The sequence below is a fragment of the Pseudoblastomonas aquimaris genome (genome assembly GCF_035481675.1).
Classification (GTDB): domain Bacteria; phylum Pseudomonadota; class Alphaproteobacteria; order Sphingomonadales; family Sphingomonadaceae; genus Alteriqipengyuania_B.
On sequence record NZ_JAYJJW010000001.1, the window covers coordinates 190,775 to 212,849 of the forward strand.

The 22,075-nt window shown below is 65.8% G+C and carries 21 protein-coding genes; 7 read left to right on the plus strand and 14 right to left on the minus strand.

Annotated elements, in window-relative coordinates; genetic code table 11:
- Positions 1-443 precede the first annotated feature (443 nt).
- Positions 444-1,289, plus strand: a complete 846-nt coding sequence (locus VCJ71_RS00975; RefSeq protein ID WP_324638456.1) for a hypothetical protein — start codon at positions 444-446, stop codon at positions 1,287-1,289.
- On the opposite strand, the gene VCJ71_RS00980 is transcribed toward VCJ71_RS00975, so the two are convergent.
- From VCJ71_RS00980 to VCJ71_RS00990, 3 genes are all read right to left on the minus strand, one after another.
- Entirely contained in the window at positions 1,251-1,778 is a 528-nt protein-coding gene (locus VCJ71_RS00980) for a septal ring lytic transglycosylase RlpA family protein (protein ID WP_324638458.1), read from the minus strand. The genes VCJ71_RS00975 and VCJ71_RS00980 overlap by 39 nt on opposite strands.
- A 909-nt stretch (positions 1,779-2,687) precedes the next feature.
- Positions 2,688-3,920, minus strand: a complete 1,233-nt coding sequence (locus tag VCJ71_RS00985; RefSeq protein ID WP_324638459.1) for an argininosuccinate synthase — start codon at positions 3,918-3,920, stop codon at positions 2,688-2,690.
- Positions 3,921-3,999: 79 nt separating this feature from the next.
- A complete protein-coding gene (locus VCJ71_RS00990; RefSeq protein WP_324638460.1) occupies positions 4,000-4,533 on the minus strand; it encodes a hypothetical protein in 534 nt (177 codons plus the stop codon).
- A gap of 74 nt (positions 4,534-4,607) precedes the next feature.
- On the opposite strand from VCJ71_RS00990, the gene VCJ71_RS00995 reads away from it, so the two are divergent.
- Positions 4,608-5,051 carry a DUF1801 domain-containing protein gene (locus tag VCJ71_RS00995; protein ID WP_324638461.1) on the plus strand — a complete coding sequence of 148 codons (444 nt, stop codon included), beginning with the start codon at positions 4,608-4,610 and terminating at the stop codon, positions 5,049-5,051.
- On the opposite strand, the gene VCJ71_RS01000 is transcribed toward VCJ71_RS00995, so the two are convergent.
- Positions 5,048-6,496 carry a sodium:solute symporter family transporter gene (locus VCJ71_RS01000; RefSeq protein WP_324638462.1) on the minus strand — a complete coding sequence of 483 codons (1,449 nt, stop codon included), beginning with the start codon at positions 6,494-6,496 and terminating at the stop codon, positions 5,048-5,050. The two genes, VCJ71_RS00995 and VCJ71_RS01000, sit on opposite strands and share 4 nt — an antisense overlap.
- A gap of 100 nt (positions 6,497-6,596) precedes the next feature.
- Here VCJ71_RS01000 and VCJ71_RS01005 point away from each other — a divergent pair, with 100 nt between their 5' ends.
- Entirely contained in the window at positions 6,597-8,753 is a 2,157-nt protein-coding gene (locus VCJ71_RS01005; RefSeq protein ID WP_324638463.1) for an alpha-galactosidase, read from the plus strand.
- Positions 8,750-10,249, plus strand: coding sequence for a glycerol-3-phosphate dehydrogenase (gene glpD / locus VCJ71_RS01010; protein ID WP_324638464.1), 1,500 nt, complete (start codon positions 8,750-8,752; stop codon positions 10,247-10,249). Before VCJ71_RS01005 ends, glpD begins: the two co-directional genes overlap by 4 nt.
- 3 nt (positions 10,250-10,252) lie before the next feature.
- On the opposite strand, the gene VCJ71_RS01015 is transcribed toward glpD, so the two are convergent.
- From VCJ71_RS01015 to rlmN, 7 genes are all read right to left on the minus strand, one after another.
- Positions 10,253-10,543 (minus strand): hypothetical protein, encoded by a 291-nt coding sequence (locus VCJ71_RS01015; RefSeq protein WP_324638465.1) that lies wholly within the window; start codon positions 10,541-10,543, stop codon positions 10,253-10,255.
- A 67-nt stretch (positions 10,544-10,610) separates the two neighbouring features.
- Positions 10,611-11,351, minus strand: a complete 741-nt coding sequence (locus VCJ71_RS01020) for a molybdopterin-dependent oxidoreductase (RefSeq protein WP_324638466.1) — start codon at positions 11,349-11,351, stop codon at positions 10,611-10,613.
- A complete protein-coding gene (locus VCJ71_RS01025; RefSeq protein WP_324638467.1) occupies positions 11,348-12,022 on the minus strand; it encodes a cytochrome b/b6 domain-containing protein in 675 nt (224 codons plus the stop codon). Before VCJ71_RS01025 ends, VCJ71_RS01020 begins: the two co-directional genes overlap by 4 nt.
- On the minus strand, positions 12,019-12,780 hold the full coding sequence (locus tag VCJ71_RS01030; protein ID WP_324638468.1) for an SDR family oxidoreductase: 762 nt from the start codon (positions 12,778-12,780) through the stop codon (positions 12,019-12,021). Before VCJ71_RS01030 ends, VCJ71_RS01025 begins: the two co-directional genes overlap by 4 nt.
- A 168-nt stretch (positions 12,781-12,948) precedes the next feature.
- Complete coding sequence (locus VCJ71_RS01035; protein ID WP_324638469.1) at positions 12,949-13,602, minus strand: MOSC domain-containing protein; 654 nt, start codon at positions 13,600-13,602, stop codon at positions 12,949-12,951.
- On the minus strand, positions 13,599-14,201 hold the full coding sequence (locus VCJ71_RS01040) for a class I SAM-dependent methyltransferase (RefSeq protein ID WP_324638470.1): 603 nt from the start codon (positions 14,199-14,201) through the stop codon (positions 13,599-13,601). The genes VCJ71_RS01035 and VCJ71_RS01040 overlap by 4 nt, the downstream gene beginning before the upstream one ends.
- On the minus strand, positions 14,198-15,454 hold the full coding sequence (gene rlmN / locus VCJ71_RS01045) for a dual-specificity RNA methyltransferase RlmN (protein WP_324638471.1): 1,257 nt from the start codon (positions 15,452-15,454) through the stop codon (positions 14,198-14,200). Before rlmN ends, VCJ71_RS01040 begins: the two co-directional genes overlap by 4 nt.
- Before the next feature lie 264 nt (positions 15,455-15,718).
- On the opposite strand from rlmN, the gene VCJ71_RS01050 reads away from it, so the two are divergent.
- Positions 15,719-16,390, plus strand: coding sequence for an outer membrane protein (locus VCJ71_RS01050; protein WP_324638472.1), 672 nt, complete (start codon positions 15,719-15,721; stop codon positions 16,388-16,390).
- Positions 16,391-16,451: 61 nt separating this feature from the next.
- Here the strand turns inward: VCJ71_RS01050 and VCJ71_RS01055 are convergent, their stop codons facing one another.
- Complete coding sequence (locus tag VCJ71_RS01055; RefSeq protein WP_324638473.1) at positions 16,452-16,946, minus strand: invasion associated locus B family protein; 495 nt, start codon at positions 16,944-16,946, stop codon at positions 16,452-16,454.
- Positions 16,947-17,117: 171 nt separating this feature from the next.
- Here VCJ71_RS01055 and VCJ71_RS01060 point away from each other — a divergent pair, with 171 nt between their 5' ends.
- Together VCJ71_RS01060 and VCJ71_RS01065 are read left to right on the plus strand one after the other, a co-directional pair.
- Positions 17,118-17,750, plus strand: coding sequence for a YqiJ family protein (locus VCJ71_RS01060; protein ID WP_324638475.1), 633 nt, complete (start codon positions 17,118-17,120; stop codon positions 17,748-17,750).
- Between the two features lie 75 nt (positions 17,751-17,825).
- Positions 17,826-19,562 carry a flotillin family protein gene (locus VCJ71_RS01065; protein ID WP_416379152.1) on the plus strand — a complete coding sequence of 579 codons (1,737 nt, stop codon included), beginning with the start codon at positions 17,826-17,828 and terminating at the stop codon, positions 19,560-19,562.
- A gap of 51 nt (positions 19,563-19,613) precedes the next feature.
- On the opposite strand, the gene greB is transcribed toward VCJ71_RS01065, so the two are convergent.
- Positions 19,614-20,108: a transcription elongation factor GreB gene (gene greB / locus VCJ71_RS01070; RefSeq protein ID WP_324638477.1), complete on the minus strand. Its 495-nt coding sequence runs from the start codon at positions 20,106-20,108 to the stop codon at positions 19,614-19,616.
- A 16-nt stretch (positions 20,109-20,124) separates the two neighbouring features.
- Positions 20,125-22,068 carry a lytic transglycosylase domain-containing protein gene (locus VCJ71_RS01075; protein ID WP_324638478.1) on the minus strand — a complete coding sequence of 648 codons (1,944 nt, stop codon included), beginning with the start codon at positions 22,066-22,068 and terminating at the stop codon, positions 20,125-20,127.
- Positions 22,069-22,075 lie beyond the last annotated feature (7 nt).

Genomic DNA, 22,075 nt, shown 5'->3' on the forward strand with positions numbered 1-22,075 from the left:
ATTTTCCTACACGCCCCCATCCGCCTAGATAGTCCGGTTCCCTCCCACTCCCTCAGGAGCGAACCATGGATTTTCCCCGTACCAACGTAACGCCGCACATCATCGATCATCCCGACTTTGCCGGGCTCACCGCTGGCGAGGCCAGTGATCAAGTCGCCGATCCGGTCGCCGATCCGGTGGAGGGCGATGCGAGCAAGCCTTGTGGGGGCTCCTCCGGGGTGGAGGGTTGTGATGTCGAAGACTCTTGTTTGCCGACTGAGGTCCCAGCCTGCGCGGGGATTCGCGAGGGGGCTCACACCGAACCATCGCGCCACACCGTCTTTACTCCGCGGGCGAAGGGGGAATTCCTCCAGTCGTTGCAGCTGTTCGGCAATGTCCGAGTGGCGTGCCGGGTCGCGCGGATCTCTGCGCAGACGGCCTATCGCGCGCGCCGGGCTTCCCCCGTGCTCGCGCGGTTGTGGGATGCGGCGCTGCTCGCCGCGCGGGCCCATGCGGAGGCCACGCTGGCGGACCGCGCCATCAAAGGGGTGGAGGAAGCGGTGTTCTATCACGGCGAGGAGGTGGCGCGGCGGCGGCGGTTCGACAGCCGCCTGCTGCTCGCCCACCTGGCGCGGCTCGACCGGCTGGAGGAGCGGCCCGAGGTCACAGGCGCGCTCGACCTGCTCGACGATGCGATTGCGGCGCTTGCGCGCGGCGGGGAGGCGGAGGATGCGCTGCCGCCGGCGCGGGTGGCGCAGCTGTTGCGGCCGGTTTCCCCTCAGAAGGGTGTTCCACCCGTTCCATCGGGAAGGGTTGGCGCGGGCGCGGCTCCTACACCGGTCCAACAGGTCACGGCGGACGATGTGGCGCCGCCGTGCACCTGCCCCGCGGCGCGCGCCGGCGTGGACAACGGGCGGCCGCATTACCGCATGACGGGGGCGGGGCCGAAGCCGGTGGTGAACGCGGGCGGGCCGGGATCGCCGTGCTGCGAGCGGCCGGACTTCGCCGAGTGCCGGGAGTGCCCGCACTTCCCCGCCGTCTCGCGCATGTATGGCGAGATGGACGAGGCGCGGCCGGAGGGGGCGCCGACAATGGAGGAGCTCGCCGCGCTGGCGGGGGAGGGCGGCTATGCCGAGGTGGAGGCCTGCCAGCTCCAGGCGTACGAGGACGGGTTCACGGACTGGTGGCGCGTGGGCGCGGACTTCGCGCTGTACTACCGCGAGGAGGACGGGACGCTGGTGGAGGTGGAGGAAACCCCGCCCTCGGAAACGCTAGTCGAGGACCTCGAGGCTGACGGTGCCGGTGCCTGAGCGGATCAGGCCGAGCTCGCCTGCGGCGGCGCGGCTGACGTCGATCACGCGGTTGCCGTGGAAGGGCCCGCGGTCGTTGATGCGCACGATCACGCTGGCGCCGGTCCGCGTATTGGTCACGCGCACGCGGGTGCCGAAGGGCAGGGTGCGGTGCGCGGCGGTCATGGCGTTCATGTTGAACGCCTCGCCGCTGGCCGTGCGGCGGCCGTGGAAGCGCCGGCCGTAGTAGCTGGCGCGGCCGCCGGCGATGGCGGTCGCGGCAGGGGCAGCCTCGATCGGGGGCTCGATGGTCTCGAGGTCGACGGCATGCTCGGGGATGGCGACCGGTTCCGCGGCAGGGGCGGGGACGGTGGCGAATGCGGCGTCGAAGCTGGCGGTGGCAGCAGTGTCGACCAGCGCGGCAGGCGCAGCAGGCTCCTCGGCCAGCGCGACCTCGGCCTGGGTGAGCGGAGCCACCAGCGCGAAGGCTGCGGCAGATAGTGCGGTCATGCGTAGTGTGGTGCGCAACATGTTGTGCCCCTCCGTCAGGTTTCGGCGCTCATACAGGAGCCGCGCAAATGCGGAATGCGCGGAGTCGACGAGCGGTGAGGGGGCTGCGGCAGGACGAGCAAATATGGCGATTTCGCGGCAACGACGGCCGCTTTCGGGCGCAGAATCGGTCCGGATTGCCGCTTCCGGAGGGTCGGGATGGCGGGTTAAGGCGCAAAGAAAATGGGGCCGGCATTGCTGCCGACCCCACTCTCGCCGTCGCGTGGCATTGGTCCGAAGACCGATGGCTTGGCTACCGGCGTCTTGCTGCAATCCCGGGGGGATATGCGGCATTGTCGCTGGCGCTCGCGCCGGCATCCGGTTCCGTCAGGCGGTGGTTCCGGCTTTGCGAAGCGAGTTCGCGCTACCTTCCCCGGTCCGCCCGGCGGTTCCGAGACCGTCCTCCTGGCCCGTCTTGCGCCGGCTTTCCCGTGGTTCCTGCCGAAGCATTCCCCGTGGGTCCGCGTATTCCGGCGAGGCTTGCTGCGGCCGAAGCCGCCATTCCCCCTCACCATCCGGTCCGGGTCCTCCGCTGCCGAAGCAGCTTCGTTCCGTGGACCGCGCAAGCCGGAAAGTCCGGCCTTCCGATGCGGTTCCGCTGCATTCCCGAAGGTCCGCTGCGAGCTCCCGCATCGTGTCGAAAGTCTTCAACAAATCTCTCGTCACTTCAGATCGTTAGACCGTCCATTTCGAAGAGGTTCTCGCCCTTTCGACAAGTTGAAACTGCGCCGGAAATGCGATTCGCTCAAGCATTGCAAGACCGACTTATCCACTTTCCACGGATTCAGCAGTGGACAACTGTGGATAACCATTGTGCGCTTGCGAAGGTTAAGGTGAAACGATCTTGCCCCGGTCAGCGACTTTGGGAAATTATCGCGAATCCCGCTTGGCGAGCAGCTTCAGACGGAGTGCGTTGAGGTTGATGAACCCGGCTGCATCCCGCTGGTCATAGGCACCGGCGTCATCCTCGAACGTCACGTGCGCTTCGGAGTAGAGCGTATCCGCGCTCTTGCGGCCGACCACATCGGCGTTGCCCTTGTACAGCTTCAGCCGGACCGTGCCGTTCACCCGCTGCTGCGACAGGTCGATGGCGGCCTGCAGCATCTCGCGCTCGGGGCTGAACCACAGGCCGTTATAGATGAGTTCCGCGTAGCGCGGCATCAGCTCGTCCTTCAGGTGCGCGGCCCCCCGGTCGAGCGTGATCTGCTCGATACCGCGATGCGCCCGGGCATAGATTTCGCCGCCCGGCGTTTCATACATGCCGCGCGATTTCATGCCGACAAAGCGGTTCTCGACGAGGTCGAGCCGGCCGATGCCGTGCTTGCGGCCAAGCTCGTTGAGCGCCTCGAGCAAGGTGGCGGGGTTCATCGCCCTGCCGTTCAGGGCAACCCCGTCGCCCTTCTCGAAATCGATAGTGATGTATTCCGGCTCGTCCGGCGCGTCTTCCGGGTTGACCGTGCGCGAGTAGACGTAGTCCGGCGTTTCCTCCCACGGATCCTCCAGCACCTTGCCCTCCGAGGAGGTGTGCAAGAGGTTCGCATCGGTCGAGAAGGGGCTCTCGCCGCGCTTGTCCTTCGGCACCGCGATCTGGTGCTTTTCCGCCCAGGCGATGAGAGCGGTGCGGCTGGTAAGGTCCCATTCGCGCCACGGGGCGATGACCTTGATGTCCGGGTCGAGCGCATAGGCAGACAATTCAAAACGGACCTGGTCGTTGCCTTTGCCCGTGGCGCCGTGGGCGATGGCATCGGCCTCGGTCTCGCGCGCGATTTCGACAAGGCGCTTGGAAATCAGGGGGCGGGCGATGCTGGTGCCGAGCAGGTAATCGCCTTCGTAGCGGGCGTTGGCCCGCATCATCGGGAAGACGAAATCGCGCACGAACTCCTCGCGCAAATCTTCGATGAAGATGTGCCTGTCGGGGATACCCATGGCGCGCGCCTTCTGCCGGGCGGGCTCTACTTCCTCGCCCTGGCCGAGATCGGCGGTGAACGTGACCACTTCCAGCCCGCGTTCCACTTCAAGCCATTTCGCGATGACGGAGGTGTCGAGCCCCCCAGAATAGGCGAGGACGACGCGCTTGATGGCGAGGCTGGCGGTATCGGACATTGCATTGCGCTCCATGAAGTCGGCGCGCGGGTATCAGCGCGGCGGGACGGGCGCAAATGTTTCGGGTGAAACCGCCGGCTCAGTCGACCGCGGCGGCCCCCAGTTCGGGGTTCTTTGCGGCGATGTAGTTGAGCCAGCTCTTGGGGCGCCGCACGTATTCGCGCGGCACGTCCGCCTCCAGCCCGGCAATGCGCGCGATCGCGGCGACAAAATGCACGCAGTTGTTGCTGTCGAGCTGGTAGAACTTGCCCGGCATGTCCTCCCACGTGAAGACCTCCGCCTTCATCGCCAGGTAGGTGGCATCGTCGACGGTCACGGAAAAGTGGGCGTTGCTGGCGGCGATATATTCCGCCCCCTCGCTATGGACCTCGTGGCGGACCCAGCTGGTGAGGACGGCCGGTGTCACGCTCTTCGCGGTGAAACCGAAATTCTCGCTGACTTGGGTGCCGGTCGAATCCAGCGTGCCTTCGAAGCTGACGAAAGTGTGCGGATAACGACCGAAAAGGCTGCCGTTGAAGCTGTGGAAGGTCACCGTCACTTCGGCAGCGGCGGGTATTGCGGAGAGGATCAATCCGAGTGTGGCAGCGAGCAGGGCGAGAAGGCGCGACATCATCCGGCGACAGTCGCAAAGCACAGGCGTGCTGGCAAGCGTTTCGGTCGGCCGCGACATCGTGCTACGCATCGCCGATGTCCGATGCGAAAACACAGCCCACCGATGCCTCGCCGGAAACTTTCATCGAGGCGATCGATCACGAGCGTAAGCGCGAGGAGGCGAAGACGCTGGATGCGCTGTTTCGAAAGGTCACAGGACAGGATCCGGTGATGTGGGGGCCGTCGATCATCGGCTACGGCGACTATCGGACCACTTACGATAGCGGGCGCGAGGTGCATTGGCTGCGCACCGGGTTCAGTCCGCGAAAAGCGAAACATTCGTTCTATTTCATGGGCGGATATTGCGACGATGCGACGGGCGAGCGGCACGATGTTCAGCTGGCGCAGCTGGGCAAGCACACGACTGGCGCGAGCTGCGTGTACGTAAACAAGCTGGCCGATATCGACCTAGACGTACTAGAGGAGATCATCGCCGAGGACTGGGCGACGATGAACCGCCTTTATCCGCCCGAAGGCTAAGCCGCAGCGGTACGTCCTTCCCCGAAAGCGAATTGCGCGCTGCGCCCGAAAATCAGCCTGTTCACGATGAGCGCGGTGCCGACCGACAGGAACAGCGTGATCGCCATGCCGTGAATGTAATGGAACGGCTGCCAGTAGAAATTGAACCACGCATAGAAGGCGACGCCCGCGATCACGCCGACGATGGCCGCACCCGCCGCCACGTTGCGGAGAACGAGCCCGACGACGAAGGCCGAGAGGATCGGCATCGACAGCAGGCCATAGAGTTGCTGCACGGTATTGATGAGGCTTTCCTGCGTGGCGAAGAAGGGGACCAGGGCCAGCGCCAGAACGCTCATGACAATGGACACGATCGCTCCGATGCGCCCGACCCGCTTTACCTCGCCGACATAGGCTTCGTGCAAGTCGCACACATACAGCGCGGCGGACGCATTCAGGATCGAGTTGAAACTGGTGAGGATGGCGGCGAAGATCGCGGCGGCAAAGGCCCCCGAAAGCCATGACGGCATCACTTGCGCCACGATCATGCCATAAGCCCCGTCGGACGGGACATCGCCGAACAGCTTGAAGGCGACGATCCCGGGGATCACCACGATGGCCGGCACGATGAGCAGGCGAATGGCAGCGGCGGCCATCACGCCCTTCTGCGCTTCTTTCAGCGAAGGAGAGGCCATGGCCCGCTGCGTAATCGTCTGGTTGGTGGACCAGTAGAAGGTCTGGATGAAGATCATGCCGGTGAGCAGCGTGTGCCACGGAATGTCGCTGTCGCTGTCCCCGATCAGCGTGACCCGCTCCGCCGGGATGCCGGACAGGTCGAAGCCGACTGCGCGCAGCGCCAGGTAGACCAGCAGCAGCGAGAGGCCGAGGACCAGCACGCCCGAATAGGTGTCCGACACGGCAATGGCGCGCAGTCCGCCGAACACGGCGTAGGCGCCTGCCACTGCGGCGAGGACCACGGAGCACAGCAGCAAGTTGTCGATACCCCCGTCCGCGCCGATCATCGACAGGAAAAAACGCGATCCGCCGTAGAGGATGGCGGGCAGGAAGATGAAGATGTTGCCGGCCAGGAACAGCAGCGAGATCAGCGCGCGGATATGCTTGCAGCCGAACTTCTTCTGCAGCAGCTCGGTCGTGGTGGTGCAGTTGTTGCGGTAATAGACCGGCAGGAACACAAAGGTCAGGATGAACAGGCCGACGACGGCGGCAAATTCCCACCATGCGACCAGCAGCATCTGGTTGCCGTTCATGCTGACCAGCTGGTCGGTGGACAGGTTGGTGAGAGTGATGGACCCGGCGACGAAATACCAGGCGAGCCCGCCGTTCGCGAGGAAATAGCCCCGCTCGTCCTGCGTGCCAGACCGCGCGCCGCGGCAATGCCACCATGTCAGCGCCGCGATGAGCGCCGCGATGGCGAGGAATACCGCCAGCTGGATCGGCTCTGTCACTGCATTCTCTCCCTGTCCCCCTGCCGCGCTAGCGCGGATAGGAGAGCGAGGGAATATGCTGCTGGCAATCCGCCCAGGGGTAAGTCTAGGAAGTTCGGCGATGGACGGTTTCGGCAGCGAGGATGGGGACAGGATCGTGTGGCTGCGCGGCGGCGCCACGGCGCTGGCCCTTTCATGTGCCAAAGGCCGGCGGCCGCGCATCCTGTATTGCGGCGTCGATATCGACGGGCTTGAGGCGCATGACATCGCGCTGCTGCAAACACGCCAGCATGTCCATGGCGGACCTGCGCGACCGATCGAGCCGACACTGCTCAACGAAAGCGGGGTGGGCCTTGCGGGCGGGCCAGGCTTGCTCGCGCACCGGCAGGGCCGCGATTGGGCTATCGACTTGCGGGTCGTCTCGTTGGAGGCGGACAGTGGATCGGCCACGCTCGTGACGCGTGATAAAGCCGCCGGGGTCGAGGTGCGGCACGGCTTCGCCATCGACAGCGCGAGCGGCGTCCTGACCGCGTGGAGCGAAGTGAGCAATCTCGACGCGGGCGCGCTCGCAGTCGAATGGTGCGCCGCGCTTTGCCTGCCGCTCGACGACCGGTTGACCGACATCCTCGGCTTCACCGGACGCTGGGCGGGCGAGTTTGCGATGGAGCACGTCGCCAGTTTCACCGGCAGCTACCTGAGAGAGAATCGGGCGGGCCGGACCAGCCACGACTGCTATCCGGGTCTGTACCTGCTGGAGCCGGGAGCGACCGAAGAACGCGGGCTGTGCGCGGCGGTGCACCTTGGCTGGAGCGGGAACAGTCGCCTGCGTGTGGACCGGCTGGCGGACGGCTCGGCCAGCGTGCAATCGGGGGAATTGCTGTTGCCGGGCGAGATCGTTCTCGCTTCCGGAGAGGTCTATCGCACGCCGGATCTTCACGCCGTATGGTCGGACGAGGGCGCATCCGATGTCACACGGCGCCTGCATCGCTTCGTGCTCGAATCGATCCTCGATCGGCGCACCGAGGCACGGCCGCGCAAGGTGACTTACAACACTTGGGAAGCGGTCTATTTCGATCATTCCGAAGCGAAGCTGCTGGATCTTGCTGAGCGTGCCGCTTCGGTAGGCGCGGAGCGCTTCGTGCTCGACGATGGCTGGTTCGGCGGACGGCGCAGCGATGCTGCAGGCCTCGGCGACTGGACGGTGTCGGCAAACGTTTATCCCGATGGGCTGGCCCGGGTGGCAAACCATGTCCGCAGCCTCGGCATGAAATTCGGCATCTGGTTCGAACCGGAAATGGTCAATCCCGACAGCGACCTCTTCCGCGCACATCCCGACTGGGTATTCGAAACCGGCGGCGCAGAGCCCATCGCTTCGCGCAACCAGCTCACGCTCGACCTGACGAAACCCGAATTGGGCGAATATCTCTTCGCCCGCCTCGACGCGATCGTGCGCGAGCTTGGCGTCGCCTACATCAAGTGGGACATGAACCGCGACACGCATCATCCGGTCTCCGCTGGTCGCGCGGCCATGCATGGCCAGACGCGCGCTCTTTACCAATTGATCGACCGCTTGCGTGCCGCGCATCCGGAGTTGGAGATTGAGAGCTGCTCTTCGGGCGGGGCGCGGGCCGATTACGGCATCCTGCGGCGCACGGACCGGATCTGGACTTCGGATAATAACGATGCGCGCGACCGGCAGGCGATACAGCGCGGGGCGAACCATTTCCTCCCCCTGTCTGTAACTGGCAGCCATGTCGGCCCGGCAAAGTGCCATATCACCGGCCGCGTCCTGCCGATGGAATTGCGTGCCGCCACGGCGATCATGGGACACATGGGCATCGAGGCGGACCTGTCGCTCGAGACGGAAGGGGACCTCGCCATACTTTCCGCGGCGACTGCGCTGTACAAACAGCATCGCGCCTTGATCCACGGCGGCGATTACCGGCGGCTGGATGCGCACGCCGCATACAATGCCATCGCCATCGTTGCTGCCGAACGCGGAGAGGCCATCGTGTCCTGCGCGCAGGTCGAGGCGCTCCGTGAGAGCCATCCGCCGCGACTTCGGATTGCCGGTCTCCACCCCGCCCGGCGATACCGCCTCCGCCAGGTCTGGCCGCAGCGCGACGTTTCGCTGACCGCCCCTTCCATCGTCACGGAAGCCGACCTTTTGGGCAAGGGCGCGCAATTCTCCGGCGCCGCGCTTGCCGAGCTTGGCCTGCGACTGCCGCTGACCTATCCCGACACCTGCCTGATCTTCCACTTGGAGGCTGCGACGTGAGCGAGCAATTCGACCTGCTGGTTATCGGTGGCGGCATAAACGGGGCCGGGATCGCCCGCGATGCGGCAGGGCGCGGCATGCGCGTGTTGCTGGTGGAGAAGGACGACCTTGCCGGCCATACTTCGTCGGCCAGCACCAAGCTCGTTCACGGCGGGCTGCGCTATCTCGAACACTACGAATTCCGCCTGGTGCGCGAAAGCCTGATCGAACGCGAGCGCCTGTGGGGTCTTGCGCCGCACGTCATCTGGCCGCTGCGCTTCGTACTGCCGCATGACAGGGGCCTCAGGCCGAAGTGGATGCTGCGCCTCGGCCTGTTCCTCTACGATCATCTCGGCGGGCGCAAACGCCTGCCGCCGACGCGCACCATCAACCTGACGCAGCCGCCGCACGGGCGGATACTGCAGGACAGGCTGACAAGCGGCTTCGAATATTCCGATTGCTGGGTCGAGGATTCGCGCCTCGTATCGCTCAACGCCGTGGACGCGGCAGCGAAGGGTGCGGACGTGCGAACGCGGACCGAATGCACCGCGCTGGAGCGGGGCGAAAGCGGCTGGGCGGCAACCTTGCGTTGCGCCGATGCCGAGACAACGGTGTTGGCGAAAGCAGTCGTGAATGCTGCCGGGCCGTGGGTCGACAAAGTGCTCGGCCGGGCCATTCCGGAAGAGCGCCATGCGAACCTGCGGATGGTGAAGGGCAGCCACCTCATCTTCCCGCGCCTGTTCGAAGGCGATCACTGCTACATCTTCCAGAACCGCGACGAGCGGATCGTGTTTGCCATTCCCTACGAGCGTGATTTCACACTGGTCGGCACGACCGACCTCGGCTTCGACGGTGATCCGCAAGTGGTCGAAATTTCGCCCGAGGAGGCCGATTACATCTGCGCTGCGGCAAACGAGTATCTCGCCGCGCCGGTTAGCCCGGACCAGGCGGTGTCGAGCTATTCCGGCGTTCGGCCGCTGTACGAAGACAAATCGGCCAGCAATTCAACCGTCACGCGCGATTACGTGTTCGAACTCGATAGCGAAGGCGGCGCGCCGATCCTGTCGATCTTCGGCGGCAAGATCACGACCTACCGCAAGCTGGCGGAGCATGCGCTGGAGCGATTGTCCGGTGTCATGGCGATACCGGGCGAAGAATGGACGGCGATGGAGCCGCTGCCGGGCGGGGACATGGTGAAGGGGGACTTCGATGCTTTCCTTGCACAAGTCCGCGACCGCTATCCCGCCTTTGCGCCCGAGCACCTCCTGCGCCTGGCCCGCGCGTACGGCACCCGCATCGATGCCGTGATCGGCGATGCAGCGCGGCCGCAGGAGATGGGCGAGCACTTCGGTGGCGATCTCTACGAAGACGAGGTCGCCTACCTGGTCGAACACGAATTTGCCCACACCGCCGAGGACGTGCTTTGGCGGCGGAGCAAGCTCGGCCTCCATCTCGATTCGCCTGCGCAGGCGAGGCTGGCCGACTGGTTCGCACGGCGCGGCCTGACCGAGCACTGATCGCTAGCGCTTCTTGCCCGCAATCCGGGACACGATCCGGTCGGTCAGCGGTACCTTGCGCTGCGGCGGCGGCAGGCGGCCCGACATCTCGAATAGCATGTTGCCCAACAGCACGGCCTGTTCCTTGCTGAGCAGCAGGCGCGTTTCGACCACTTCGGGCTGGCCGCCGGTGACCTGCTTTGTGTTCTGCAAGCGCACCACCAGGTTCGGTCCGTAATCCTGTGCCGACCAGCCCAGCAGCGCGCCGAGATCGTCGTAACGTTGCACTTTGGCAGGGTCGGACGTTTCGCTCATGTAGGTGGTGTGCTGCGCCCGGGCAAAGGGTGCAACGGCGCGCTCGGCCCTGTCCCGCGCAGGCACGTCAAATGCCCGCGTACCACTGGTAGCCGGAGCGGTCCTCCCAGTATCCGCCCTTGCCGCCCTCGATATCGTCGAGCGAGGCGACCGCTTCAATCCCGGTGAGGTACTTCGCGTGCTTGTAGCCCAGCTGCCGCTCGATCCGCATGCGCAGCGGCGCGCCGTTCTTCTCCGGCAGGTCCTCGCCGTTCAGCCGGTGTGCGACGATGGTCTGCGGATGCATTGCATCCACCATGTCGATGCTCTCGTAGTATCGCCGCCCGCTCAGCGTATCGGCGCAGCGGAAGACGATGAAGCGCGCTTCGGGCTTCAGGCCGGCCGCTTCCAGCAGCATCGACAGCTGCGGCCCCTGCCATTCGCCGATCGCGCTCCAGCCTTCGACGCAATCGTGCCGCGTGATCTGGGTGCGCTGGGGCAGGCGGCGGATATTGTCGAGCGTGAGCGACAGCGGGGTGTCGACCAGTCCGCCGACCTCCAGCTTCCAGTCGGGGAAGCCGGCGGCAAGCTGTGCGCGGTATTCGGGCGTATCGACCGTGCGCGAGCCGTTGCCACGGAAGTTGCGGTCGATCATGCTGGCGGGATACTCGCGCGCCAGCGCCGTGCGGCGGCCGAGCACATTGTGCAGCCCTTCGTGGAAACCGTCGTTGGCGGCGAACAGGCGCTTCATCGGCGCGCTTTCCTGCACCTTCTTGCACCCGGCGAGGAAACCGGCGGCGAGCACGGCGATGGCGGAGCGGCGCTTCATCGTTCCGCCTCCAGTCTGCCGCCCGTTATCATGTCGCGGATCTGCCCGATGGGGCCGGCGAGGATGACCAGCGCCACGTGCAGGACGAAGAAGCCGAGCAACGCAAAGGCGCAGATGAAATGGATCGACCGCGCGCTCTGCCGCCCGCCGAGAAGGTGGAGGAACACTTCGAGGCTGGCGGACATCGCCGGGCTCATCATCAGGCCGGTTACGATCAGCAGTGGCAGGATGACGAACACCACCACGCCGTAAGTCACTTTCTGCAGGAAGTTGTACTTGGCATTGCCGTGCTCGAAGTTGAGCTTCAGGTGCTGGACGATGTCGTCGCGGATGTTGGACCATCGCCATTCGCGCGGCCGGGTGGTGAGGTCGCGCTGCGCATGGCGATTGACCAGCGACCAGACGAGGAAGGCGAGCAGGCCGAAAGCGAAGGGCCAGGCCATCAGCAAGTGCCAGTCGCGCGCGGCGGCGAGGTTATAGTTACCGGGTATCAGGGCCCAATCCGGGAAGTCGGCATAGGCCAGCCATTCGGTGCCTTCCTCGAAGCCCGAACTGCCCCAGTACAGCCGGTTGTGCGCGTTCGCGATGTTCAGCCCGCTCATGAACAGGATCACCACGCAGGCAAGGTTGATCCAGTGCCAGATACGGGTCGCTGCAGAATGGCGTTTCATGTCCCGGCCCCCTCTCGGGCGAGGAAGATGACATCGCGCGGCTGGTCGAGCAAGTGCTGGCCGGAATCCACGAACAGCGTCTGGCCGCTGGCCAGCGTACCGGAGGCGAGGAACAGCGCCGCGTTGGCAACCTCGCTTGCCTCGGTCCGGCGGGCCAAGAGGTTGAGCCGGTGAGAGCGTTCGGTCTCGGCCTCGTCCTGGTCGTGGCTGGCGAGGATAGCTCCGGGTGCAAGGCCATAGATGCGGTCGGCAGGGCTTTCGGCCGCTTTGGCCAGCATCGGGATCGTGGCGGCGAGCGCGTGCTTGCTCATAGAGTAGCTGAAGAAGTCGGGGTTGGGGTTGGCGAGCTTCTGGTCGGTCACCTGGATCACGGTTCGCGCATCGGCGCGGCTGTGGGCGAGGAAGGCCTGCGCAAGCCGGGCGGGTGCGACGGCGTTGATCCGCATGGCCCGTGCGGCCAGTGCGGGATCGAGCGAGGCCGCGTCGTCATACTCGAACACCGAGGCCGAGTTGACGAGGCAGCGCCAGTCCGCGTGCTGCCCGGCCAGTTGCTGCGACAATGCGGCAGCCGCGCCTTCTGCCAGCAGGTCCGCCTGCACCGTGCTTGCCTCGGGCAGGCTGTCGGCCAGTTCCTGCGCGGCGCATTCGGACGTGCGATAGTGGATGATGACATGCCATCCCGCCTCGCCAAAGGCTCGCGCGATGGCCGCACCGATCCGCCTGGCACCGCCCGTGACGAGGACCGCCGGGCGCGTCATGCGCAAGCCGTTTCCAACGGGATGGAACACATGGAACACGGTCCAGGGCAGAAATGCGCCAAGGCATTCGGGGCGCGAAAAGTCAGGTCGAAGCTGGGATTGCGCCGGGTCATGGCCCCCTTTCACCACAATGGCGGATTGTAGGAAAGGGGTTGGATCGGGTTCCCGTCAGCTCGCTCCTAGGCCCAGCCGCTTGTCGATGTCGCGCACCAAGCGGTCCGACACGCGCGGCAGGCTGCGCAATTCCTCCAGTTCCGCCCGCGATCCCTTGTTCTTGCCGTACACGGCGAGGAAGGCGCGGCGCACGGGCCATTGGGCGCTGCCGGTCTCGATCCGTTCGAGATTACCGCCTGCCGATGCGGACCCGGCTTCCAGCACGCGGTAGAACCAGCCGCTGATGCCCACTTCGACCATTGCGGCGACGATGCCCTTCGTGCCGAGATGCCGTTCGATCGTGGCGCAGGGCTGGCGCGGCTGGGTCAGCTCGATCAGCGCACTGCCGAGGCGGAAGCGGTCGCCGATATGCACCTGCGCCTCGTCAATGCTGCCGGCGGACAGGTTTTCGCCCATGCTGCCGGGGCCGGCGAGCCGGGGGAGGGAGCCGAAGCGCGCGCGCAGCCAGTCGTAATGGGCTCGCGGGAACTGGTGCAGCGCCATTGCCGGATATCCGTGATGGCGGCGATCCGCCTGCTCGTCTGCGGCGATACCGCGCGGGCCGATTGCGATGCTGCCTTCCTGGGGCTGCTTGGCGATGCCGCTGGGCTTGCCGCGCGGCATGGGGGCAATCCCGCCCGCACAGATGGCATCGATAGCGACCTTCACGGCTTGCGCACCGTCAGCGCCAGCCAGTCGCGCTGCGTTCCGTCGCAGCCCTTGCCGGGATAGCGCTCGGTCTCGACCACGTAGAATCCCGCGTGCCCATACTGCCCGACAAGCCATTCGGGCGAGGGGAGGCTGGTCCACCGGCCGAACAGGTCGCGCCCTTCGTCCGGATGACCCGCATCGCCGAGCTTGAAATTGGCGAAATGCCAGCCGCCCGCCTTCAGCGCACGGAATATCCGGCGGAGCGCATCTGGCAGGTTCGCGCGCGGCAGGTGCAGCAGGCTGGCATGGGCCCAGACCGCATCGTAGGCCGCTTGGGCATCGAGCTCGTCGAAGCGCATCTGCCGCGCCTTTATGCCGAAACGTTCGCGCGCCTTGCGTACCATCGCCGCCGCGCCGTCCGTCGCATCGAGAGCGAAACCGCGCTCGGCCATGCGCGCCGCATCGCGCCCGACTCCGCAGCCGAGTTCGAGGATGCGCGCACCATCGGACAGCCGGTCGAGGAGGGGGTCGAGTTGCCGGACGTGCATCTCGGCCGTGCTGGCGGTGTATTTCGGCGCCTCCCGCTCGTAAAACGCGAGAGTGGCCGGATCGCTCATTCGGCCGCGAGTGCCTGTTCGTCCGCAGCCGCAGCCGCTTCGCGATCCCGCTCCGCGCGGCTCTTCTTCTCCGCCGCCGTCTTCAGCTGGCCGCAGGCGGCGTCGATATCGCGCCCGCGGGGGGTGCGCACCGGGGCGCTGATGCCAGCTTCGAACACGATGTTGCTGAACGCCTTGATCCGCTCGGGCGTCGAGCATTCGTAGGCGCTGCCCGGCCACGGGTTGAACGGGATCAGGTTCACTTTCGCCGGCAGGTCGTATTCGCGGATCAGCCGCACGAGTTCGCGCGCATCATCGTCGCTGTCGTTCTTGTCCTTCAGCATCACGTATTCGAACGTGATGCGCCGCGCGTTCGACGCCTTGGGATAGGCGGCGCAGGCGGACAGGAGTTCCGGAATGCCGTATTTCTTGTTGAGCGGCACGATCTCGTCGCGGATGTCCTTGGTCACCGCGTGGAGCGAAACGGCGAGGTTCACGCCGATCTCGTCGCCGCATTTCTCGATCATCGGGACCACGCCGCTGGTCGACAGGGTGATGCGGCGCTTCGACAGGGCGAGGCCTTCGCCGTCCATCACGATGCGCAGCGCGTCGCGAACGTTGTCGAAATTGTAGAGCGGCTCGCCCATGCCCATCATGACGATATTCGTCAGCAACCGACCGTCAGCGGTGTATTCCGCCTCGTCCGCATCCTCGGACACGTCCATCCGACCTTTCGGCCATTCGCCCAGCGCGTCGCGTGCCAGCATGACCTGCCCCACGATCTCGCCCGGGGTCAGGTTGCGCACCAGCTTCATCGTGCCGGTGTGGCAGAAGCGGCAGTTGAGCGTGCATCCCACCTGGCTCGACACGCACAGCGTGCCGCGATCGGCATCGGGGATGAAGACCATCTCGAAATCGTGGCCGTCGTCGGTCCGCAGCAGCCACTTGCGCGTGCCGTCGGTGGAATGCTGCGCCTCGACCACGTTGGGCCGGCCGACGACGAAGCGTTCCGCCAGCCACGGGCGCATGGTCTTGCCGATGTCCGTCATGGCGTCGAAATCGGTCACGCCGCGGTGATAGAGCCAGTGATAGACCTGCTTGGACCGCAGCTTCGCCTGCTTCGGGTCGAGCCCCGCCTCGGCGAAGATTTCGGCGATCCGCCTGCGCGGCAGGCCCAACAGATCGATGCGCCCGTCGGCGCGCGGGGTGATGTCGCGCGAAACGGGCACCGGATCGACGGCGCCGGGAATGGTCATGAGGTTCGTGTCGGCCATGGGAGCGGCCCATATAGGCCCCGCGGCAGGATTTTTCACGGACGAATGTAGTTTACCTGCCGGAGGGGCCTTGGCGTTCGTCGAAAATCCGGGAACCCGATCCTGAATAATCGTTCAAGTCATTGTTTTTATTGGCCCGCGCCAAATGGGCCGTGACATTCGTGCAACAATCTTCTTGTTGTGCAGCGTTCAGGAAACTGCGCCGCCAAGAAAGAATTGTACAGTCACACGCAGCACGAAAGCTGCTGATGAATGGAGTACATAATGAAAAAGACCCTCTCTGCACTGCTGGTCGCCGGTTCGGCGATGGCGATCGCCACCCCTGCTTTCGCGCAGGACAACGCTGCCTTCACCGGCCCGCGCGTCGAAGTGCTGGCCGGCTACGACCAGACCCGTGCCGGCGACGAAATCGACAACGACGCGCCGAACAACAGCGACGACGAGTCGATCGAAGGCGTCGCCTACGGCGTGGGCGTCGGTTACGACTTCGCCACCGGCGGTGCCGTGATCGGTGTGGAAGCCGAGTACAGCGACTCCACCGCGAAGTTCGACCAGTCGGCTGCCGACCCGGAACTGTTCAGCATCGGCGAAGTCGATAGCGGCCGCGACCTGTATATCGGTGCCCGCATCGGTGCGCTGGTGACCCCGGATACGCTGCTCTACGTCAAGGGCGGTTACACCAACGCCCGTTACAACGTGCTCGCCAGCGACGGTTCGAACGAACTCGACGGCAACATCGATGCTGATGGTTACCGGATCGGTGCCGGTGCGGAATACGCCATCGGCACCAACAGCTTCGTGAAGCTCGAGTACCGCTATTCGAACTACTCGGAAGCGAACTACGACTTCGGTTCGGCCGACATTCCCGATAGCCCGAGCTACAATGTCGACCTCGACCGTCACCAGGTGATGGCAGGTGTCGGCTTCCGCTTCTAAGCGAACCGATTACCGACAGAATGGGGCCGGGGGAGCGATCCTCCGGCCTTTTTCGTGCGCGTCAGAGGCGTGCGCAGGCCACGCTGGCGGCATCCATCGCCGTCGCCGCGCCATCCAGGCTGTAGGTCGTGGAGAAACGCCTCCCGCCCGCGTCGGTCGCGCCGACGGTCATCTGCCCAGCGCTGCGCATGGCGGCAACGATGGCCGCATCGCCCGCGCGGTTGGCCGCCCAGGCCTGGTTCCCGCCGCCGACGAGCGGGAAACGTCGACCGCCGATCGACAGTGTGATCGCGCTGCCTTCCCGCACGGTGCGGGACAGTTGGAAATTGACTTGCCCGCGGACCCGGCGCTGCGGCCACGTGCCGACGCTGGCAAAGGGCGTGTGCTGGCGGGCCGCGCTGCTCGGCCGGGCCTTGGCGATGGCATAGCAGCGCGGCGTCGCGGGATCGCGGAACGCGCCCCAATCGCCGAAAATGCCGAGGCTGTCCTTCGCCGCTGCCGGGGCGGCGACGGCAAGCAATGCGGCCGTGAGGGCAAGCGTGGGGCGAAGGGCCATGCGCCCTTGTAACCGCCTTGCGGTGCAGGTCAAAATCGGATGCCGGACGTCCGGTTTTACTGGCGAAACGGGCCTATTTCGGGTACAAGAATTGGACCGGAGGGGGCTTCCGACAAAGCCCGGTAAATAGAGAGGGCGCACGCGGGCATCGTTCGCGGAGCGTGGAGAGAAATGAGCCTGCTTGCAGACTATAACCTGCCCTTCGCAATTGCGATGGGGCTGATGTTTTTGCTCGTCCTGTTGCAGGTCATCGGGCTTGGCGGCGATATTGATGCCGATATCGACTTCGATGCTGACGTCGCCGACCCGACCGCGGTGGGCTTCGGCGGGGCGCTGACCTCGCTGCTCGGGCTCGGCAAGGTGCCGCTGTTCGTGTGGCTGATCGTGTTCCTGCTGCTGTTCTCTGGCGTCGGGCTCGGCATCCAGGCGCTGGCGACGGACCTGACCGGATCGCCGCTCTATCGCTGGCTGGCGGCAGTCTTCGCCGCCGGCGGCAGCATTCCCGCCACAGCGCTGCTGGTCCGCCCCCTCGGCAGGCTGATGCCGCAGGACGAGACGACCGCCGTGGGCCTCGATGCCCTCGTCGGGCGGCGCGGCATGGTGACCACCGGCCGCGCGGCGAAGGACAGCCCGGCGCGCACCAAGGTCTACGATCACCACGGTCAGGCGCACCATGTCATGGTGGAGCCACACGAGGATGCCAGCGAGATGCTGGAAGGGGACGAGGTGCTGCTGGTGCGGCGCGAAGGACAGCGGTTCTTCGGCATCCCGCTCGCCAACCGGGCGCTTTCGCCCACCGAATAACCATTCCCGGCGAAGGCCGGCAATAATGACAAGACAGGAGAAAACATGGAAAGTCTGTTCGAAAGCGGAATGATAATGGGGGTAGCGATCATCGTCGCGGTGATCGGTATATTCGCCACGATCCTCAAAATGTATCGTCGCGCCAGCAAGGAGATCGCCTTTGTGCGGACCGGTGTGGGCGGCGAGAAGGTCGTCATGAACGGCGGCGCAATCGTTCTGCCGGTGTTGCACGAGACGATGCCGGTGAACATGAACACGCTGGTGCTCAGCGTGGTCCGCCGCGACGGGGAAGCGCTGATCACCCTCGACCGGCTGCGGATCGACGTGAAGGCGGAATTCTACGTCCGCGTGAAGCCCGACGCCGAAGCCATCGCCATGGCCGCACAGACGCTCGGCATGCGCACCATGCAGCCCGAAGCGCTGAAGGACCTGGTCGAAGGCAAGTTCGTCGACGCGCTGCGCAGCGTGGCTGCCGGCATGAGCATGAACGAGCTGCACGAGCAGCGTGCCGACTTCGTGCAAAAGGTGCAGCAGGTGTCGTCCAACGACCTCGCCATGAACGGCCTGGAGCTGGAATCGGTCTCGCTGACCGGTCTCGACCAGACCAGCATCGAGCACTTCAACGCCAACAACGCCTTCGACGCCGAAGGTCTCACCAAGCTGACCGAGCAGATCGAGGCGCGCAAGAAACTGCGCAACGACATCGAGCAGGACACGCGCGTGCAGATGGAAGGCAAGAACCTCGAAGCCGACCAGCGCAGCTTCGAAATCAGCCGCGATACCGAATACGCTCGGCTCGAGCAGGAGCGAGAGGTGGAGGTTCGCCGCGCCAAGCAATCTTCCGAAATCGCCCGCGAACAGGCCGAGCGCAGCCGCGAGGCCGATGCCGCGCGGATCGAGGCCAAGAAGCAGGTCGACGCGCAGCAGATCGAGGCCGACCGCCTCGTCGAGGAAGCCCGCATCGACCAGCAGCGCGCCCTCGAAATTGCCCGGCAGGAACAGCAGATCGCGGTCCAGAACAAGAGCCGCGAGGAAAGCCAGGCCAAGGCGGAAGCCGACGAGGCGCGTGCGAAGGCCGTCGCTGCCGAGGAACAGGTCGCGACCAGCCGCGAAAGCGAAATCGCCGAACGCCAGAAGAAGATCGAACTGATCGAGGCGGCCAAGCAGGCCGAGCGCGAGGCCATCAAGGTCAAGGTCGATGCCGAAGCGGAACGCGATGCCGCCGGCAACCGCGCCGAAGCCATCCGCCGCGAGGCAGAGGGTGAGGCCGAAGCGGTCAAGCTACGCGCCGAAGCCGACCGTGTGCGGTTCGAAGTGGAAGCGGCCGGCCAGCAGGCGGTCAACGAAGCGGCGAACATCCTCTCCAGCGACCAGATCTCGCTGCAGATGAAGATGGCACTGCTGAAGGTGCTGCCGGAAGTCATCCGCGAAAGCGCCAAGCCGATGGAAGCCATCGACAGCATCAAGATTGTGCAGGTCGACGGGCTGACCCAGCGCGGCGGCGCGGGCGGAAATGGCGGCGGCGTTGGCGGGGCCGGTACGGGCAACCTCGCCAACGATGCGGTCTCGGCCGCGCTCGCCTACCGCGCGCAGGCGCCGATGCTCGACGGGTTGCTCAAGGAACTGGGCCTCAACGGCGCGTCGCTCGGCGCGCTGGCGGCCGGGGCATCCGACGGGGTCGTGACCGAAGGGTCCGTCGGCCTGACCGAGCCCTTTAAGGCGCCGCAAGGCTCCATCCTGCCGACCTTCGACTTCAGCAACGACGAGGTTGACGGGGAAGACACGGCGGAGGATACCGACGCTGCCGAGTAACGTCGGACCAAACACCTCACGGGCCCCTGGCGATACGCCGGGGGCCCTTTTTTATGCGTGTTCCTGTCCCGGATAGGCGATCGCCAGGATTTCCCATTCCTTTTCGCCCGCCGGCAGCCGCACGGTGCGCAGGTCGCCGACCGATGCGCCGCGCAGGGCACGCGCCATCGGGCTGGACCAGCCGATCCGCCCATGCGCCGCGTCCTGCTCGTCGTCACCGACCAGCGTCACGGTCTTCCTCGCATCGTCCTCGTCCGCGATGGTGACGACTGCGCCGAAGAATACGCGGCTCTGGTCCGGCGTTTCGGACGGATCGATCACCCGCGCGGCTTTCATCCGGCGGGCAAGGTGCGCCGCTTCCCGGTCGATCTCGCGCATGCGCTTGCGGCCGTAGAGGTAATCGCCGTTCTCGCTGCGGTCGCCATTGCCCGCCGCCCAGCTGACGATCTCCACAATCTCCGGTCGTTCGGTGCCGAGCAGATGGTCGTAGCGCGCCTTCATCGCGGCATAGCCGGCAGCGGTAACGGGATTGCCGTCGGGCTTCATCGCCCCGTCGCCCCAATCAGTTCCGGAAGTACCAGCTCGCGGGCTTGGGGCCGCCGTAGCCGGCGCGGTCGGGGTTGAGGGCTTCGTAGACTACGGCGTTCTCGATCACGCGCTGGACGTAGTTCTTCGTCTCGTAGATCGGGATTTCCTCGATCCAGCGCTGGTAGGTGATGGTCCCGCGGCGAGGGTCGCCGTTGGCGCGCAGCCACTTGTTCACGTTGCCCGGACCGGCGTTGTAGGCCGCGATGGCGAGCGGGTAGGCCCCGCCGTAGTATTCCAGCATGCGCTTGAAGTACCCGTCGCCCAGCATGATGTTGTAGGCCGGGTCGCCCTTGATGCTGGCGGACATGTAGGACATGCCCATCTTGCCCGCCTGCTCGCGCGCGGTGGCGGGCATCAGCTGCATCAGGCCGCTGGCGCCGGCGTGGCTGGTGCGGGTGGTGTCGAATTCGCTTTCCTGCCGGCTGATCGCGTGGATCATCGTCCAGTTGCCGGTCGGGTGGGTTTCGACCACCGGATAGCCTTCCAGCTGCACGGCATCGAAGCCCTTCTGCGCTGCGGCCTCCCCGATCACCACCGCAAAGTCGCGGCGACCCAGTTGCTTTGCGTATTCCGCCACCAGCGCCAGTTCTTCCGGGCTCTGCGCCTGGTCGGCGATGTGGGTGAAGAAATAGCGTGCGGTGCGCCAGTCGCGGCCGCGCGCGGCCTCCTGCACGGCGGCGGTCAGCGGCTTGCTGAAGAATTCGGCGCGCTGTTCGGGCGTGGGAGTGACGCGGCCGACGGGCTGGGACCACAGGTCCTTGTGATCGCGGCCCAGCGCTTCCAGCGCCAGAAGCCCGTAAAACTGGCCGCGATATTTCGCCGCCATCTCGTAATAGCGGACGGCCTCGGCCTGCTGGCCCGCCTGCGCAGCCGCTTCGCCGGCCCAGTAGAAGCCCTTGGAACGAGTCTGCGGGGTCTGCGCGGCCGCGCCGTAGCGATAGAACAGCGGGGCCGCGGCGGCGCCGTCATAGAGATTCCACAGCGCGTTCGTCCCGCCGAGCCACATCAGCGAGGTGTAATCGTCGCGCAGGCGATAGCTGCCCTGGCTGATGTCGGTGCCGGGCGGGAAGGCATCGTCGATCTTGCTGGCGATGCGCACGCTGTCGCGCGTGTCGGCGGCGCGGGCGACACGCAGCAGCTGGGTCACCCACAGCTCGCGATTCAGCACAGGTTCGGCGAGGGCAGGGCGGTCGGCCAGGATGCGCACGGCTTCCGCCACGCGGCCATCGGCGCGCAGGCCCCGCACGCGGTCATAGACATAGCCCGGATCGCTGAGGTCGCGAGCGCTCGGCGTGCCGTCGGTGCGGTGTGCGAGGCGCGAGGCGAACACGGCCTGAGCGGAGGGGGAGACGCGGGTCAGCTGGCGCCGTGCGGCCTCGAACTCGCTCGCCCACATCAGTGCGTTCATGCGCGCGTCGTGGTCTTCGGGCGTAAAGGCGCCGGCATAACGGCCGAGCAGCATCAGCTCCGCACTGTCGCTCATGGTGCCGCCGCGCCAGGCCTTGCGGGCCCACTCGTCGGCGCGCGGATCGCCGTTCACCATCAGCGCGATGGCATAGGATGCCGCGCCAGCGTTGGTGAGCGGCGGGAAGCGGTCGAAGAAGCGGATCAGCTGCGGGGCATCGACCGGCTCGACGGCCAGTCGCACCTCGGCGAATTCGCGCAGGCGGTCCTCGCGCGGGAAGCCGGGATTGTTCAGCAGGAAGCCGGAATACTGCGCAAAAGAATAATTGCCGCTTTCCTGCAGCGCTTCCCAGTTGCTCACCACGCCCGCCCATGCGGTGGGGCGGGACGTCAGCAGCTCGCGCCGCTGTTCGTCCCAGCGGGCCTCCTGCGCTTGTGCCGCGACGGGAACGCCGGCGGCGGCGATGGAGAGGAGGGCGAGATTCAGCAGGGGTTTACGGCTCATGCTGGACATTATGGGG